The 17065-nt window shown below is 71.9% G+C and carries 14 protein-coding genes and 1 riboswitch; of the genes, 6 read left to right on the forward strand and 8 right to left on the reverse strand.

The window, feature by feature from the left end:
* Window positions 1–93 precede the first annotated feature (93 nt).
* The gene (locus C3489_RS21715) at window positions 94–1176 is read left to right on the forward strand and encodes an ABC transporter substrate-binding protein (RefSeq protein ID WP_103783691.1); all 1083 of its coding nucleotides are present in this window, start codon (window positions 94–96) and stop codon (window positions 1174–1176) included.
* Between the two features lie 52 nt (window positions 1177–1228).
* Here the strand turns inward: C3489_RS21715 and C3489_RS21720 are convergent, their stop codons facing one another.
* The 4 genes from C3489_RS21720 to C3489_RS21735 form a co-directional block, all read right to left on the reverse strand.
* Complete coding sequence (locus C3489_RS21720) at window positions 1229–1909, reverse strand: response regulator (protein ID WP_103783692.1); 681 nt, start codon at window positions 1907–1909, stop codon at window positions 1229–1231.
* On the reverse strand, window positions 1906–3531 hold the full coding sequence (locus tag C3489_RS21725; RefSeq protein ID WP_103783693.1) for a sensor histidine kinase: 1626 nt from the start codon (window positions 3529–3531) through the stop codon (window positions 1906–1908). The genes C3489_RS21720 and C3489_RS21725 overlap by 4 nt, the downstream gene beginning before the upstream one ends.
* Before the next feature lie 111 nt (window positions 3532–3642).
* Entirely contained in the window at window positions 3643–4578 is a 936-nt protein-coding gene (locus C3489_RS21730; protein ID WP_103783694.1) for a sucrase ferredoxin, read from the reverse strand.
* A gap of 79 nt (window positions 4579–4657) precedes the next feature.
* Window positions 4658–5914, reverse strand: a complete 1257-nt coding sequence (locus C3489_RS21735) for a citrate synthase (protein WP_103783695.1) — start codon at window positions 5912–5914, stop codon at window positions 4658–4660.
* A 117-nt stretch (window positions 5915–6031) separates the two neighbouring features.
* Here C3489_RS21735 and C3489_RS21740 point away from each other — a divergent pair, with 117 nt between their 5' ends.
* Window positions 6032–7210 carry a citrate synthase/methylcitrate synthase gene (locus C3489_RS21740; protein WP_103783696.1) on the forward strand — a complete coding sequence of 393 codons (1179 nt, stop codon included), beginning with the start codon at window positions 6032–6034 and terminating at the stop codon, window positions 7208–7210.
* Between the two features lie 189 nt (window positions 7211–7399).
* On the opposite strand, the gene C3489_RS21745 is transcribed toward C3489_RS21740, so the two are convergent.
* The 3 genes from C3489_RS21745 to C3489_RS21755 all read right to left on the reverse strand — a co-directional run bounded on the left by C3489_RS21745 (window position 7400) and on the right by C3489_RS21755 (window position 8720).
* The gene (locus C3489_RS21745) at window positions 7400–7636 is read right to left on the reverse strand and encodes a hypothetical protein (protein ID WP_103783697.1); all 237 of its coding nucleotides are present in this window, start codon (window positions 7634–7636) and stop codon (window positions 7400–7402) included.
* A gap of 122 nt (window positions 7637–7758) precedes the next feature.
* Window positions 7759–7974: a hypothetical protein gene (locus C3489_RS21750; RefSeq protein WP_103783698.1), complete on the reverse strand. Its 216-nt coding sequence runs from the start codon at window positions 7972–7974 to the stop codon at window positions 7759–7761.
* 191 nt (window positions 7975–8165) lie between these two features.
* Entirely contained in the window at window positions 8166–8720 is a 555-nt protein-coding gene (locus C3489_RS21755) for a DUF6082 family protein (RefSeq protein WP_103783699.1), read from the reverse strand.
* A gap of 317 nt (window positions 8721–9037) precedes the next feature.
* Between C3489_RS21755 and C3489_RS21760 the strand changes: the two genes are divergently transcribed.
* Window positions 9038–10105 carry a GTP-binding protein gene (locus tag C3489_RS21760; RefSeq protein WP_103783700.1) on the forward strand — a complete coding sequence of 356 codons (1068 nt, stop codon included), beginning with the start codon at window positions 9038–9040 and terminating at the stop codon, window positions 10103–10105.
* Here the strand turns inward: C3489_RS21760 and C3489_RS21765 are convergent.
* Complete coding sequence (locus C3489_RS21765; protein WP_103783701.1) at window positions 10102–12552, reverse strand: DNA topoisomerase (ATP-hydrolyzing) subunit A; 2451 nt, start codon at window positions 12550–12552, stop codon at window positions 10102–10104. The two genes, C3489_RS21760 and C3489_RS21765, sit on opposite strands and share 4 nt — an antisense overlap.
* A 487-nt stretch (window positions 12553–13039) precedes the next feature.
* Here C3489_RS21765 and C3489_RS21770 point away from each other — a divergent pair, with 487 nt between their 5' ends.
* The 3 genes from C3489_RS21770 (at window position 13040) to C3489_RS21780 (ending at window position 16983) form a co-directional block, all read left to right on the forward strand.
* Entirely contained in the window at window positions 13040–14434 is a 1395-nt protein-coding gene (locus C3489_RS21770; RefSeq protein WP_103783702.1) for a pitrilysin family protein, read from the forward strand.
* On the forward strand, window positions 14431–15819 hold the full coding sequence (locus C3489_RS21775) for a pitrilysin family protein (RefSeq protein WP_103783703.1): 1389 nt from the start codon (window positions 14431–14433) through the stop codon (window positions 15817–15819). Before C3489_RS21770 ends, C3489_RS21775 begins: the two co-directional genes overlap by 4 nt.
* 236 nt (window positions 15820–16055) lie before the next feature.
* Window positions 16056–16218, forward strand: a riboswitch (cyclic di-AMP (ydaO/yuaA leader).
* Between the two features lie 12 nt (window positions 16219–16230).
* On the forward strand, window positions 16231–16983 hold the full coding sequence (locus C3489_RS21780; protein ID WP_103783704.1) for a M23 family metallopeptidase: 753 nt from the start codon (window positions 16231–16233) through the stop codon (window positions 16981–16983).
* The last annotated feature ends 82 nt before the right edge of the window (window positions 16984–17065 follow it).

Genomic DNA, 17065 nt, shown 5'->3' on the forward strand with positions numbered 1-17065 from the left:
ACGCCCCGCGATCGCCTCCGCCGAGCCTCCCTCCCCGTGCCCGTCCCTCCGCCGAGCCTCCCGCTCCGCCCTCCTGCAAGGACGTGAACCCTCATGCGCAAGACCACCGGCAAGTCCCCCCGCACCACCGCCAGATACGCCTCGATGGCCGCCGCCGGCCTGCTGGCCCTGTCCACGCTCACCGCCTGCGCCAACGACGCGGCCGGCACCTCCGCCGACGCCGGCAGCAAGGGTGACGGCAAGGGCGAGAAGGTCAAGATCATGGTGGGTGGCCTGGACAAGGTCATCTACCTGCCCGCGATGCTCACCCAGCGCCTCGGCTACTTCGACGCCGAGGGCCTGGACGTGGAGCTGCTGAGCGAGCCGGCCGGCGTGCAGGCCGAGACCGCGCTCGTCTCCGGCCAGGTCCAGGGGGCCGTCGGCTTCTACGACCACACCCTGGACCTCCAGGTCAAGGGCAAGTCCGTCGAGTCCGTCGTGCAGTTCTCGCACGCACCCGGCGAGGTCGAGGTCGTCTCCACCAAGGCGAAGAACGACATCACCTCACCCGAGGACTTCAAGGGCAAGAAGCTCGGCGTCACCGGTCTGGGCTCCTCGACCGACTTCCTCACCAAGTACCTCGCGGTCAAGAACGGGGTGAAGATCAGCGAGTTCACCCCGGTCGCGGTGGGCGCCGGACCCACCTTCATCTCCGCTCTGCAGAAGGGCGCCATCGACGGCGGCATGACGACCGACCCGACCGTCGCCACGATCCTGGACAAGAACGCCGGCAGCGTCCTGATCGACATGCGCACGCCCGAGGGCTCGCAGGCGGCGCTGGGCGGCCCGTACCCGTCGTCAAGTCTGTACATGCAGACGGACTGGGTGAACAACCACAAGGACACCGTCCAGAAGCTGGTCAATGCGTTCGTCAAGACGCTCAAGTGGATGTCCACCCACAGCGCTTCCGAGATCGCCGACAAGATGCCCGCCGACTACTCGCAGGGCAACAAGATCCTCTACGCCGCCGCCATCAAGAGCACGCTGCCGATGTTCACCAAGGACGGCGTGATGCCGAAGAACGGCCCCGAGACCGTGGAGAAGGTGCTCAAGTCGTTCAACCCCAACATCAAGAACGCCGACGTCGACCTCGGCAAGACCTACACGACCGAGTTCGTCGAGAAGGCGACCGGCTGACGTCCGTATGAGAGGGAGGCACGGCTCCTTTCCCCGCCCCCACGGCCGTGCCTCAGACGCGGGTCGCCCACACGTAACGGTGTTCCGGGCGGCCCGCGTCGCCGTACTTCAGCGTCAGCCGCGCCCGCCCGGTGCGCTCCAGCAGCTTCAGATAGCGCTGCGCGGTCTGCCGGCTCAGCCCGGTCCGCTCGGCGATCTCCTGGGCCGACAGCGGCCCGTCGGCGTTCATCAGCGCCTGCCGCACGAGCTCCGCGGTGGTGGGGGAGTGCCCCTTGGGCAGCCCCGGCTCCGACGACGCCGACAGCGCGCCGAAGATCCGGTCCACGTCGGCCTGCTCCGCCTCGCCGCCGCCGTCCAGGGTGCGGCGCAGCTGCGCGTACGCCTCCAGCTTGGCCCGCAGGCCCGCGAAGGCGAACGGCTTGACCAGGTACTGCAGCGCCCCCTGGCGCATCGCCGCCTGCACCGTGGAGACGTCCCGCGCCGCCGTCACCATGATCACGTCGGTCTGATGGCCGCGCCGCCGCATCTCCGAGACGACCTCCAGACCCGTCTCGTCCGGCAGATAGTGGTCCAGCAGGACCAGGTCCAGGTGGGGCAGAGCCTCCATCTGCCGCAGCGCCTCGGCCGCGCTGTGCGCCTCACCGGCGACATGGAAGCCCGGCACCTTCTCCACGTACGCGGCGTTGACCCGCGCGACCCGGGTGTCGTCGTCCACGACCAGGACCTCGATCATCGCGACTCCTCCTCGACAGCCGTCTCCGCCGGCGCGGCCAGGGCGGGCTCCAGCCCCAGCTCCGGCTCGGCCAGCGCCTCCGGCAGGACGACGGTGAACTGCGCGCCCCCGCCGTGCGCCTCGCCCACCGTCGCGCTGCCGCCCTGCCGCTGGGCGAGCCGGCGCACGAGCGACAGGCCGATGCCCCGCTTGCCGTGCGCCGGGGGCTTCTTGGTGGACCAGCCGTCCGTGAACACCAGCTCCCGCTGCTCCTCCGGAACACCGGGCCCGGTGTCGCGCACACGCAGCACCGCGGTACGGCCCTCGGCGCGCAACTCGACCTCCACGCGCGCGTGCGGCGTGCCCGCCACGGCGTCCAGTGCGTTGTCCACCAGGTTGCCCACGATCGTCACCAGTCCGCGCGGATCCACCAGCCGGTCCGGCAGCCGGGTGCGGTCCGAGATCCACAGGGCCACCCCGCGCTCGGCGGCCACCGTCGCCTTCCCCACCAGCAGCGCGGCCAGCAGCGGGTCCTGGATCTTCTCCGTGACCTGCTCAGCGGTGGCCCGGTGGTCGCCGACGACCTCCCCGACGAACTCGACGGCGTCGTCGTACATCTCCAGTTCGAGCAGCCCGAGCAGGGTGTGCATACGGTTGGCGTGCTCGTGGTCCTGGGCGCGCAGCGCGTCGATCAGACCGCGCGTGGAGTCCAGTTCCCGGCCCAGCTGCTCCAGCTCGGTGCGGTCGCGCAGCGTGGCCACCGCGCCGCCGTCGTCGGTCGGCATCCGGTTGGCGACCAGCACCCGGTGGCCGCGCACGGTGAGCAGATCGGTGCCGTCGACCCGGCCGGCCAGCACGTCGGCCGTACGGCCCTCGCCGAGCGCCTCGTCGGGGGTGCGCCCCACCGCCTCCTCGCCGATGCCCAGCAGACGCTGTGCCTCGTCGTTGAGCAGCCGGACACGGCCGCCGCGGTCCAGGGCGACGACGCCCTCACGGATGCCGTGCAGCATCGCCTCGCGCTCGGCGAGCAGCGCCGAGATGTCGGAGAAGGCCAGGTCCCGGGTCTGGCGCTGGACGCGCCGCGAGATGAGCCAGGCGGCCAGCGCCCCCACGGCCAGGGCACCGCCGGCATACGCCAGCAGCCCGGGGATCGCGCTGATCAGCCGCGCCCGGACGCTGTCGTACGCGATGCCGACGGACACCGCCCCGATGATGTGCCCCTGCTCGTCGCGCAGCGGCACCTTGCCGCGGGCGGAGCGGCCGAGCGTGCCGTTGTCGATCTCCATGACCTCCTCGCCGGCCAGGGCCTGGCTGGGGTCGGTCGAGACGTGCCGGCCGATCTGCCCGGGGTCGGTGTGCGACCAGCGGGTGCCCTCCCGGTTCATGATCACGACGTACTCGGCGTGCGTGGCCGTCCGGATCCGCTCCGCCTCCCGCTGCACCGGTCCGGTGACACTGGGCGCCGTGGTCTGCAGGTCCCGGGCGATCTGCGGCTGCTCCGCGGTGGTCTGGGCGATGGCGAGGGCCCGGTGCATCGCCTGGTCGTCCAGCTGGTGGCTGAGCGGCGCGAGGAACAGTCCGGTCGCCAGCACCGCGACGCCCGCGGCGATGGCCACCTGCATCAGCAGCACCTGCGAGAACACCCGCCGCGGCAGACCGAGGCGCAGACGGCGTGCGGGGGGGAGTGGGGCTCATACCCAAGACGGTACGTGCCGGTGCGGGCCGAACCGTAGGGGTGGCCGATGGGTGGACGGTCAGCGGACCGCCGCCGCCACCTCCTCGACCGCGACCACGTCCATCCGCGCGGGCGCTGCCAGCACCGACGCTCCGCAGCTCTCCGGGCGCGGCGGCCGCGACTCGCCCTGTGCCACGACGACCCGCCAGCGGCGGCCGTCGACGTGGGCGACGAGCACCTCCCAGCGGGGCGCGGCGCCGTCCGTCCGCACGACGGTCAACGCCTCCGCGGCGTACTCGCCCGCGGCGCTCCGCACGGCCAGCTCGGCGGCCTGCCCGGGCCGCTCCCAGGCCGAGGCGCCCCGGCACCCCTCGACCACCACGCGGCCCTCCTGGACGCCGTGCAGCACTTCCTTGACGGCGTGGGCCTGCGCCCGGCCGTACGCGTAGCCGTACGGCAGCACGAGCACGGTCGGCGAGAAGCGATGTCCACCCAGATGGGTGACCTCCCACACCCCCGCCACGCCGGAGGCGGCGAGCTCGGCGGCGAGGGGCCGGCCGAGCAGCGCGCAGCACCGGTCGCGCTTGCCGTTGGTGCACACCAGCGCCAGCGGGTCCCCGGTGTGCGGGCCGGCGTCCAGAGCGGCGTCGAACCCCGTGTGGTCGCCCCGGCCGAGCGCGGTGAAGTCCAGGTCCAGCAGACGCCGGGGGTCGGTGAGGGCGGCGCCGTGCAGCCACACGTTTCCCGGGACCGTGTGGGCGGCGTACACCCGGCGCACGGCCGGGGTGCCGAGGTCGGCGTGGCGGCCGGGGCGCCGGATCAGCGCGACGCGTACGCCGGTGCCCTCGGCGGCGGCCTCCAGAGCGCGGCCCAGCGCAGGGTCCAGGTGGCTGGAGACGAGCGCCTTGGCACCCCACGGGCCGGGCTGTTCCAGCAGCAGCCAGGTCGTCGCCGTGGCCGCGGTTCCGGAAACGGGCTCGTCGAGGGCCCGCGAGACGGTCGCGCACGTACTCACAGAGGTGAGCCTAACCTGAGTTGCCATGGAGTGACTTCCGGACTCGACCGTGTCCTGGTGGGGACGAGTACCCGCGGGCTCACTCCGGCAACGGCCGCGGCGGTTTCGGGCCCACGTACTGGCCGCTCGGGCGCATCCGCAGCGGGCGCTCGCCGTACTCCTCCAGGGCGTGCGCGATCCAGCCCGCCGTGCGGGCCACCGCGAAGATGGTCTCGCCGGCCGTGGGGAGCATCCCGCTGGAGGCGGTGAAGACGGCCAGGGCCAGGTCGACGTTGGCGTGCAGCGGGGCGTGGCGGGCGGCGGTGGCCACGATGTCGCGGGCGGCGGCCAGGGCGGGCTCGGCCCTCGGGATCTGCTCCAGCAGGGAGAACAGCGCACGCGCGCGTGGGTCCTCGCCGGCATAGAGCCGGTGGCCGAGCCCCGGGATACGGCGGCCCGCGCGCAGCTCCTCCGCGATCACCGGACCGGCGTTGCCCTCGTCGAGCACCTCGTGCAGAAGGCGGTGGGCCAAGCCGCTGGCCGCTCCGTGCAGCGGTCCCTCGATGACGCCGAGGCCCGCGGAGATGGCGGCGTAGGCGTGCGCGCGGGCGGAGGCGGCGACGCGGACGGCGAGCGTGGAGGCGGCCAGGTCGTGGTCGACCAGGAGGCCGAGGGCGGTGTCGAGGGCGCGCAGCGAGGCCTCGTCGGGCTCCCGGCCGGAGAGCCTGTTCCACAGCCGGTGGGCCAGCGGCCCGGTGTCGCGGCGGGGGCCGTACGCGGGTGCCAGGGCGGCGACGAGCGTGGGGATGAGGATGCGCGCGGTGCCGAGCACGGCCTCCTCGGAGAGGTCGAAGCGCAGCGGGTCCTCCGCCGCGGCGGCGATCGCGGCGACGCGCAACCGGTCGGTGGGGCCGGTGTGTTCGGGCAGTGACTCCACGGCCCGGCGGGCCACCGCCACGGAGGCCTCCGGCGCGGTGAACTCGACACCGCGGCGCATACGGCCGGTCCACAGCCACTCGGCGATCTCCTCGTAGGAGTGCCGGGCGGCCAGTTCGGTCGCGTCGACGCCGCGGAAGTAGTAGCTGTCCTTCTCGATGAGGGTGATGCGGGTACGGACGGACAGCTCGCCCCCGGCACCCGAACCGCCCGCGCTCTCCCGCCTGTTGCGGCGGGCGAGCGCCTCGACCTCGGCGGCGTCGAAGGTGCTGCCCCGTCCGCCGGGCACGCGGCGGCTGCTGAGCTGACCGCGGCTCACGTACGCGTACACGGTCTCGGGCTTCACGCCGAGCAGTTCGGCGGCCTCCTTGGTGGTCAGCCGCCGTTCCGGGTGGCCGGGGTGGGGTTCATGGTCACGCATGGGGGTCACCGTAGCCGTCTCCGCCTTGTATTGACTCAATCAATATTGACAAGAATTCAGTCAAGCATAGACAGTCGAATCAATACCAAGGGTCGGAATCAATGCCACGGAGGAGACATGTCCGTCAGTGCATCCCCCGCCAGGCTCGCCACGCCGCTGATCGAGGCGCCGCGCGGGCTGGCCGGAGTCGTCGTCACCGACACCGAGATCGGGGACGTCCGCGGCCTGGAGGGCTTCTACCACTACCGCCAGTACTCGGCCGTGGAGCTCGCCCGGACCCGGTCCTTCGAGGACGTCTGGCACCTGCTCGTACACGGCGAACTGCCGGACGCCGAGCGCGGAGCCGCCTTCGCCGCGCGCACCGCGAGACTGCGCCGGCTGCCCGACGGGGTCCGGGCGGCGCTGCCGGCCATCGCGGCGGCGTGCTCCGACTCCGGGCCGCTCGCGGGGATGCGCACGGCCCTGTCGCTGCTCGGCGCCGCGAAGGGGTTCCGCCCGGTGTACGACATCGACGCGGACCGGCGGCGCGAGGACACGCTCGTGGCCGCCGCGGCGGTACCCACGCTGCTGACGGCGCTGCACCGGCTGGGAAGGGGACTGGAGCCGGTGGAGCCCCGCGAGGACCTCCCCCATGCCGCGAACTACCTGTACATGCTGACCGGTGCCGAGCCGGACGCGGAGCGGGCCCGGGCGATCGAGCAGTACCTGATCTCAACCATTGATCACGGCTTCAATGCGTCAACCTTCACGGGGCGCGTCATCGCGTCCACGGGGGCGGATGTGGCCGCCTGTCTCGTCGGCGCGGTGGGCGCGCTGTCCGGGCCGCTGCACGGCGGTGCGCCCAGCCGGGCGCTGGACACCCTGGACGCGATCGGCAGCCCCGACCGCATCGACCCCTGGATCCGGCAGCGGGTGCTGGCCGGCGAGCGGATCATGGGCTTCGGTCACGCCGTCTACCGCACCGAGGACCCCCGTTCCCGGATGCTGCGCGAGATCGCCCAGCGCTTCGGCGGTCCCCGCGTGGACTTCGCCGTGCAGGTGGAACGGCAGGTCGAGGCGATCCTGGCCGAACTGAAGCCCGGCCGTGCGCTGCATACGAACGTGGAGTTCTACGCCGGCCTCGTCATGGAGCTCTGCGGGCTGCCCCGCGAGATGTTCACCCCGACGTTCGCCGCGGGCCGGGTGGTGGGCTGGAGCGCCAACATCCTTGAGCAGGCGCAGGACCCGAAGATCATCCGCCCGGTGGCCCGGTATGTGGGGCCGGCGGCGCCGGTGGATGTGCCGCCGGCGGCCTGAGCGGGCCGGACAAGCGTGTGGCCTGGTGCCGGTCTTGCGGCGCCAGGCCTCATCCGTGGGGCGTCGAGCAGGAAACGGGGTGCCGGGCTGCTCGCCGGGAGGGTGGTCCGGCTCGGTGTGCGGTGAGCGTGCGGCCGGGGTGTGCGCGGCGGGGCGCGTTCGGGGTGGACGTGCTGCCGCGGGCTGACGTCAGGCGTCGGGGATGTCCGCCTTGGCGCGGATCAGGGTCTCCCGGCTGACGATGACGATGCGTTCGTAGTCGGCGCGGGAGGCGTCCGCGGGCAGTTCGCCCTCCAGCGCCTCGGTGGCCTCGGTACCGATGACGGCGAAGTTGCCGTCGCTCAACTCGAACACGTCGGGGCAGTTCGCGCCGGAGGCACTGCCGCGCGCACTGGGAGGCACACCGATGCGGCGCACGATTTTCAAGGGAGTACCGGTCCTTACAGGTGAGGGGGCACAGTGGCGGGCAGCACGTTACTGGCGTTCCATGAGTGGCGGGTGTTCTCTCGGCAAGATTCACCCGTGTCGGTCTCCCGAATGGAGGGCGCTCAGGCTCCGGGAGATGTGGGGGAGTGGGAGACGGTCTGCTGCGGTGTCGCGGGCGGGGCGACCGCCGGCGGAGCCGGATCGAGTCCGGACAGCAGGCACAACACGCCCAGGACGGCGATGCCGGCTGCCATGCCGGCGCCCACTCCTTCGCGTCGGTGCACCAGGTGGCCGACGACGACGGCTATGGCGAGGAACACGATCGCTTCCAGGGTCATGGGACAACCTCCAGCCACGGGGGCCCACCCGTCACGAGGGTGGGCCGTCAACCAGGCGCTGACTCCGGCGCCTTGGGGTGGCCGAACGATACTGGCGTCGTGACGACGGCGGAGTGCGCGAAGGTGAAAGTCACTCGCCGACGTCGCTCACGCGGGTCCCGGCGGGTCTCCCGCCCCCACACCACTCGTCCTCACTCGGGTACCGGCGGGTTTCCCACCACCCACCATTCGTCCGTGTCCGCCTCGTCCAGGTCGTTGATCAGGCCGTCGACCATGCGCCCGAGCCGTGCTTCGTCGGACGACTGCTTCAGGGTGGCGCGCTGTCCCCGTGAGGCGTCCCAGTACTCCCGCATCAGGGGGTTCTGGAAGATCTCCCGGGCGTGCTTGTAGAACTCCTCCTGGTCGAGGATGCCTGCCCGGTAGAGGTGGTAGAGGTTGATGTACCAGGCGTTGGCATAGAAGTACTGGCGTCGCTTCTCCGCCGGGATGGCGCGGTCGTAGGTGTCGATGACCACCGCCAGGGACGGGTCGTCGATCGCCCGGGACAGCAGCGCCCAGTGCATGCGCTGCTGGTGCGCCAGGGTCGCCCGCCGAATGGCCAGCTCTTGCAGTTCCAGGCGCCTGACCTGCAGCCGTTCCGCTTCCGCTCGCCGCCGGCGTGCGGCCAGCGTCATCGACGCCGTGGCGAGCAGCAGACCGGCTGCGGCGGAGCCGAACCTCCCCGCGGTGGACTTCCGTGTGACCATGTCAACCCCCGAATCAGGCGGCCGCCCGCCGGTCGTCGGGTGTGGGTCGACTGTGGGGGACCGGCGAGCGATGGGCGGCGCTTGCCGCCTCCAGAGTGCCGAGCGGCTCTGATCGGCGGGGAGGCGGAGAGGAGGCGCACGGAGGGAAGCGAGGGTCGCACAATCCGGCGCCTTCCCAACGTCTGCCCCGCAAGTGCTGCTAACAATCGTTCACTTCGCCGGGATTCTTACGGCTCGTATCCTGGGTCGGCATTGAATTCCCCGACGTACGCCGGCCCGCGAGCCGGTGTACGCACAGGCGTGAGAGAGGTCGCACGGTGGGTCAGAGCCCGAGCCCGCAGCAGATCCCGGTCGTCGTGCTCGCCGGATTCCTCGGCTCCGGCAAGACCACTGTGCTCAACCATCTCCTGCACCGCAGCGGCGGCAGCCGTATCGGCGCGATCGTCAACGACTTCGGTGCCATCGAGATCGACGCCATGGCCGTGGCCGGCGCGCTCGGGGATTCCACCGTCTCCCTCGGAAACGGCTGCCTGTGCTGTGCCGTCGACGCCGGTGAACTTGATCAATATCTTGACCGGCTCGTCCGGCCGGAGCTGGGCATCGACGTCGTCGTGATCGAGGCCAGCGGGCTCGCCGAGCCGCAGGAACTCGTCCGTATGGTGCTGGCCAGTGAGAACCCCCGGGTCGTCTACGGCGGCCTCGTGGAGGTCGTGGACGCGGCCGAGTTCGACGACACCCGGGCCCGGCACCCCGAGATCGACCGGCACCTCGCCCTCGCCGACCTCGTCGTCGTCAACAAGCTCGACCGGGCCGCCGACGGGGAGCGCGTGCTCCGGCTCGTCCGCTCCCTCACCGATCGCGCCGCCGTCGTACCGGCGACCTACGGGCGCATCGACCCGGAGTTCCTCTTCGACTGCCGGCCCAGCGAGGAACGCATCGGGCAGTTGTCCTTCGACGACCTGCACGAACCCGAGGAGGCCGCCGGCCACGCCGGCCATCTGCACACCGGCTACGACAGCCTCTCCTTCGCCTCCGAGCTGCCGCTGGAGCCGCGGCGGCTGATGGAGTTCCTCGACAGCCGGCCCGAGGGCCTGTACCGGATCAAGGGGTACGTCGACTTCGGTCCGTACGATCCGCTGAACCGCTATGGAGTGCACGCCGTCGGGCGGTTCCTGCGCTTCTACCCCGAGCCGTGGGCCGCGGCGGACGCCCGTCTCACCCAGCTCGTCCTCATCGGCGCCGGCATCGACGCCGACGCCCTCGCCAAGCAGCTCGACGCGTGCAAGAACGACGCCCCACACGCCGACGAGCACGGCATGTGGGGCGTTCTGCGCTACGTCCGCGATCCTGGGGACGAGCCGGGGACCGAGGAGCCGCCGGTCTAGATCGGCCCGGCCACCGCCGCCACCGTCTTCGGCAGGGACACGCCCGAGCCGTCCCGGCGCGGGTCGGGCTCGGGCAGTTCGGCCGGAGTGCCGTTCTTCTGCGCCGCCTTGGCCGGCGAGGGACCCGCCCAGGCCAGGGACAGGCAGTCCTCGCCCTTGAGGAACCGCTGGCAGCGCACGCCACCGGTGGCCCGGCCCTTGCGCGGGAACTGGTCGAACGGGGTCAGCTTGGCCGTCGTCTGCACGGAGTCGTCCAGCGTGCCGCGCGATCCGGCGACCGTGAAGACGATCGCGTCCGCCGCCGGGTCCACGGCCGTGAACGAGATGACCTTGGCGCCGTCGGCCAGCTTGATGCCCGCCATGCCGCCCGCGGGCCGCCCCTGCGGACGGACCATGGACGCCTGGAAACGCAGCAGCTGGGCGTCGTCCGTGATGAAGACCAGGTCCTCCTCGCCGGTGCGCAGCTCGACCGCGCCGACGATCCGGTCGCCCTCCTTGAGGGTGATGACCTCCAGCTCGTCCTTGTTGGCCGGGTAGTCGGGCACCACCCGCTTGACGACACCCTGCTCGGTGCCGAGCGCCAGACCGGGGGAGGACTCGTCGAGCGTGGTCAGGCAGACCACCTGCTCGTCGTCCTCCAGTGACACGAACTCCGCCAGCGGGGCCCCGCCCGAGAGGTTCGGCGCGGCCGCCGTGTCCGGCAGCTGGGGCAGGTCGACCACGTTCAGCCGCAGCAGACGGCCGCCGGAGGTGACCACGCCGACCTCGCCGCGCGCAGTCGCCGGCACCGCGGAGACGATCACGTCGTGCTTGGAGCGCCGGCCGTCGCCGTCCTCGAAGGGCTCGGCGGTCGCGGTGCGGGCCAGCAGGCCCGTGGAGGACAGCAGCACGCGGCACGGGTCGTCGGCGACCTGCAGCGGCACCGTGGCCGCCGTCGCGCCGGCGGACTCCAGCAGGACCGTGCGCCGGTCGGTGCCGAACTTCTTCGCCACGGCCGCCAGTTCGTTGGAGACCAGCTTGCGCAGCTCGGCGTCCGAGTCCAGGATCCGGGTCAGCTCCTCGATCTCCGCGTTCAGCCGGTCCTTCTCCGCCTCCAGCTCGATGCGGTCGTACTTGGTCAGCCGGCGCAGCGGCGTGTCGAGGATGTACTGGGTCTGGATCTCGCTCAGCGAGAAGCGCTCCATCAGGCGCTGCTTGGCCTGTGCGGAGTTCTCGCTGGAGCGGATCAGCCGGATGACCTCGTCGATGTCGACGAGCGCGGTCAGCAGGCCCTCCACCAGGTGCAGCCGGTCGCGCTTCTTGGTGCGGCGGAACTCCGAGCGGCGGCGCACGACCTCGAAGCGGTGGTCGAGATAGACCTCCAGCAGCTCCTTCAGGCCCAGCGTCAGCGGCTGGCCGTCGACCAGCGCGACGTTGTTGATGCCGAAGGACTCCTCCATCGGCGTCAGCTTGTACAGCTGCTCCAGGACCGCCTCGGGCACGAAGCCGTTCTTGATCTCGATGACCAGGCGCAGCCCGTGCTCGCGGTCGGTGAGGTCCTTGACGTCGGCGATGCCCTGCAGCTTCTTCGAGCCGACCAGGTCCTTGATCTTGGCGACGACCTTCTCGGGGCCGACCGTGAAGGGCAGCTCCGTGACGACCAGGCCCTTGCGGCGGGCCGTCACGTCCTCCACGGACACCGTGGCGCGCATCTTGAAGGTGCCGCGGCCCGTCTCGTACGCGTCGCGGATGCCGGACAGGCCGACGATCCGGCCGCCGGTGGGCAGGTCGGGGCCCGGGACGTGCTTCATGAGCGCGTCCAGGTCGGCGTTCGGGTGCTTGATCAGGTGCCGGGCCGCGGCGATGACCTCGCGCAGGTTGTGCGGCGGCATGTTCGTCGCCATGCCGACGGCGATCCCGGACGAGCCGTTGACCAGCAGGTTCGGAAAGGCGGCGGGCAGCGCGACCGGCTCGCGCTCCTGGCCGTCGTAGTTGGGCTGGAAGTCGACCGTGTCCTCGTCGATCGACTCCGTCATCAGCCCCGTGGCCTCGGCCATCCGGCACTCGGTGTACCGCATGGCGGCCGGGGGGTCGTCGTTGCCGAGCGAGCCGAAGTTGCCGTGGCCGTCGACCAGCGGCACGCGCATGGAGAAGGGCTGCGCCATGCGCACCAGGGCGTCGTAGATCGACGCGTCGCCGTGCGGGTGCAGCTTGCCCATCACCTCGCCGACGACGCGGGCGCACTTGACGTAGCCGCGCTCCGGCCGCAGGCCCATCTCGTTCATCTGGTAGACGATGCGGCGGTGGACCGGCTTGAGGCCGTCGCGGGCGTCCGGCAGGGCGCGGGAGTAGATGACCGAGTACGCGTACTCGAGGAAGGAGCCCTGCATCTCGTCGACGACGTCGATGTCGAGGATCTTCTCCTCGAAGTCGTCGGGCGGCGGGGTCTTCGTGCTGCGGCGGGCCATCGCTGCCTGGCTCCTTGCTGAAGCGTGAACGGTATCTGACGCGGACCATTGTGGACCGTGGCACTGACAAGGCGGGCGCGGACCCGGGCGGGGCGGCCCGGAGCCGTACCGGAGGGACCTTACGCCCGGCCGCCGGCTAGGCGCCGAGCCCGTACCGGAGTGAACGACTTGGCCTGACGCACCCGGCCGAGCGGAGCGGCATCGCCGCCCTTCTCCTCGGCCGACCTGAGCGGCATCACACCCCCTCCAGCCTCAACCGAGCAGACCGGCACCACCGCCCCCTCCAGCCCCCGCAGAGCCATCGGCAACATCGGCCCCCGCCCCGCCGAGCCGACCCCTCTCCGGAGGATCGCCCGCAGGCTACGCGATCTCGCTGTCGGCGTACGTCGTGCGGGAACTTCGCCGCCGGTCCACACGCTTGCATACAGTGGCAGGACGGCAGGAAAAACGCGGTTTCACGACCGCATCCGCGATCGAAGGGACGTACATGCCCATGGGTCACACGGCCACAGCCGAGGCAGGCTCCGGCGGACTGACAGCAACCGAGCACCGCCTGGCCAACGGCCTGCGCGTGGTGCTCTCCGAGGACCACCTGACCCCGGTCGCGGCGGTGTGCCTCTGGTACGACGTCGGCTCCCGTCACGAAGTCAAGGGGCGTACGGGTCTGGCTCACCTTTTCGAGCACCTGATGTTCCAGGGCTCCGCCCAGGTGAAGGGCAACGGTCACTTCGAGCTGGTGCAGGGCGCCGGCGGTTCGCTCAACGGCACCACCAGCTTCGAGCGGACCAACTACTTCGAGACCATGCCCGCCCACCAGCTGGAGCTGGCGCTCTGGCTGGAGGCCGACCGGATGGGCTCCCTGCTGGCCGCCCTGGACGAGGAGTCCATGGAGAACCAGCGCGACGTCGTCAAGAACGAGCGCCGCCAGCGCTACGACAACGTCCCCTACGGCACCGCCTTCGAGCGGCTGACCGCGCTCGCCTACCCGGAGGGCCACCCCTACCACCACACGCCGATCGGCTCGATGGCGGACCTGGACGCGGCCACCCTGGAGGACGCCCGCCAGTTCTTCCGCACCTACTACGCGCCGAACAACGCGGTGCTGTCGGTCGTCGGCGACATCGACCCGCAGCAGACCCTCGCCTGGATCGAGAAGTACTTCGGCTCCATCCCCGCCCACGACGGCAAGCCCGCGCCGCGCGACGGCACCCTGCCGGACATCATCGGCGAGCAGAAGCGCGAGGTCGTCGTCGAGGAGGTCCCGGCGCGCGCCCTGATGGGCGCCTACCGGCTGCCGCACGACGGCACACGCGCGTGCGACGCGGCCGACCTGGCCCTGACGATCCTGGGCGGCGGCGAGTCCTCCCGCCTGTACAACAGGCTGGTGCGCCGCGACCGCACGGCCGTGGCGGCCGGCTTCGGCCTGCTGCGGCTGGCCGGGGCGCCCTCCCTGGGCTGGCTGGACGTGAAGACGTCCGGCGATGTCGAGGTGCCGGTCATCGAGGCCGCCATCGACGAGGAGCTCGCCCGGTTCGCCGAGGAGGGCCCCACGGCCGAGGAGATGGAGCGCGCCCAGGCCCAGTTGGAGCGCGAGTGGCTGGACCGGCTCGGCACGGTCGCGGGCCGCGCCGACGAACTGTGCCGCTACGCCGTCCTGTTCGGCGACCCGCAGCTCGCCCTCACCGCCGTCAAGCGGGTGCTGGAGGTGACGCCCGAGGAGGTCCAGGAGGTCGCCAAGGCCCGCCTGCGCCCCGACAACCGCGCGATCCTCGTCTACGAGCCCAAGTCCCCGGAGGCGGTCCCCGACGCCGAGATTCCCGAGGACCCGGAGCAGGAAGCGACCGTAGAGGCCGCCAACGACAACGAGGAGACGGCCAAGTGACCGAGCTCGCCACCATGGACTTCCACCCGCAGCCGCAGGCCGGCGAGGCCCGGCCGTGGGCGTTCCCGGCCCCCGAGCGCGGCACGCTCGACAACGGCCTGACGGTGCTGCGCTGCCACCGCCCCGGCCAGCAGGTCGTCGCCGTGGAGGTGCTCCTGGACGCGCCCCTGGACGCCGAGCCTGCCGGCCTCGACGGCGTCGCCACGATCATGGCGCGCGCTTTCTCCGAGGGCACCGACAAGCTCTCCGCCGAGGAGTTCGCCGCCGAGCTGGAGCGCGCGGGCGCCACCCTGGACGCGCACGCCGACCACCCCGGCGTCCGCCTCAGCCTGGAGGTGCCCGCCTCCCGGCTGGCCAAGGGGCTCGGCCTGATCGCCGACGCGCTCCGGGCGCCCGCCTTCGCCGACAGCGAGATCGAGCGGCTGGTGCGCAACCGCCTCGACGAGATCCCGCACGAGCTGGCCAACCCCTCCCGCCGCGCCGCCAAGGAACTGTCCAAGGAGCTGTTCCCGGCGGCCTCGCGCATGTCGCGCCCGCGCCAGGGCACCGAGGACACGGTGGCCACCATCGACGCCGCCGCCGTGCGCGCGTTCTACGAGCGCCATGTGCGCCCCGCCACCTCCACCGTGGTGGTCGTCGGCGACCTGACCGGCGTCGACCTGGACGAGCTCCTCGGCGAGACCCTGGGCGCCTGGACGGGCTCACGCACCGAGCCGCGCCCGGTGCCCGCGGTGACCGCCGACGACACCGGCCGCGTCGTCATCGTCGACCGCCCCGGCGCCGTGCAGACGCAGCTGCTCATCGGCCGGATCGGACCCGACCGGCACGACCGCGTGTGGCCGGCGCAGGTGCTCGGCACCTACTGCCTGGGCGGCACGCTCACCTCCCGCCTGGACCGCGTGCTGCGCGAGGAGAAGGGCTACACCTACGGCGTACGCGCGTTCAGCCAGGTGCTGCGCTCCGCTCCCGACGGCACGGGCGCGGCGATGCTCGCCATCAGCGGCTCGGTGGACACGCCGAACACCGGCCCGGCGCTGGACGACCTCTTCACGGTGCTGCGCACCCTGGCGGCGGACGGCCTGACCGACGCCGAGCGCGACGTCGCCGTGCAGAACCTCGTCGGGGTGGCCCCGCTGAAGTACGAGACGGCGGCGGCCGTCGCGGGCACCCTGGCCGACCAGGTCGAGCAGCACCTGCCCGACGACTACCAGGCGGCGCTGTACCGGCAGCTCGCCGCGACCGGCACCGTGGAGGCCACGGCGGCCGTCGTGAACGCCTTCCCGGTGAACCGTCTGGTGACCGTCCTGGTCGGTGACGCGGCGCAGATCAAGGAGCCCGTCGAGGCCCTCGGCATCGGCGAGGTCACCGTGGTGAGCGCCGAGTAGACGCACACGCGCGTGAGGGCCCTGGCGTCTGACGGACCGCCAGGGCCCTTCCCCTGTCCGCCGCCTCGTTTGCGATTGAAGGCGCCGCATCGCCCGAATGCCCGAATTGGGGCGGAGGTTGCCTGTCTGACCTGTGGGATGCGCTACAAAACCCCTGTTCGGTTTGAGGATTGAAGGTCGCTCACCGTAGCTTCGTCCGGGCTGTCCGTCAGGCAGTGCGCCGCACCCGCGGCACCGGACAGTCATCGCCGAGTCCCCGTACGGCGCGAGCCAGGGGAGCCGGGGACCCACACGTCCCTGGGGTGAATCGGGCGCCCGCACCCTGCGTGAGGGGGCCCGTAGGAGACCTTCCTGCTCCGAACCCGTCAGCTAACCCGGTAGGCGAGAGGGAAGGAAAGGACCAGCCACCACATGGCGTTCGTCTGCGCCACCGGGAAGCACCGCCGTCCGAGCCGGATGAAGCGCACCAGCGCTCAGGCCGCCGGTATCGCCGCCCTCACCACCACCGGCGTCATCGGCGCCCTCGCGGCGCCCGCGCTCGCCGCCGAGACCTCCGCCGAGCAGACCGGTCTGACCCCGGTGATCAGCATCGACGACTCGGTCGCCGAGCAGATCGACGCCCAGGCCGAGGCGCAGCGCCAGGCCGCCGAGATCAAGGCCGCCGAGGAGGCCGCGCGCAAGGCGGCCGCCGAGCAGGCCGTGAAGGCCCGCGAGGCCGAGGAGCGCGCCGCCCGCGAGGCCGAGCGCAAGCGCCTGAACACCTTCGTGGCCCCGATCGCCCACTCCTACGTCTCCACCGGCTACCAGGCGGGCAGCTCCCTGTGGTCCTCCGGCCACCACACCGGGATCGACTTCCACGCCGCCACCGGCACCACGGTGCACGCGGTGGGCTACGGCACCGTGGTCGAGGCCGGCTGGGGCGGCGCGTACGGCAACCAGGTCGTCATCCGCATGCACGACGGCACGTACACCCAGTACGGTCACCTGTCGTCCATCGGCGTCGTGGTGGGCCAGCAGGTGGTCACCGGCCAGCAGATCGGCCTGTCCGGCGCGACCGGCAACGTCACCGGACCGCACCTGCACTTCGAGGCCCGCACGAGCCCCGAGTACGGCTCCGACATGGACCCCGTCGCCTATCTGCGGTCGCACGGCGTCAGCCTCTGACACCGCTCGCGCGAAAACACACGTCAGGCCCCGGCTCACCGAGCCGGGGCTTTCGTCGTTTCCCGCCCCTTCGTCCGGCTCG

Origin of the sequence: Streptomyces sp. Ru71 (assembly GCF_002920535.1) — a bacterium.
Lineage (GTDB): Bacteria > Actinomycetota > Actinomycetes > Streptomycetales > Streptomycetaceae > Streptomyces.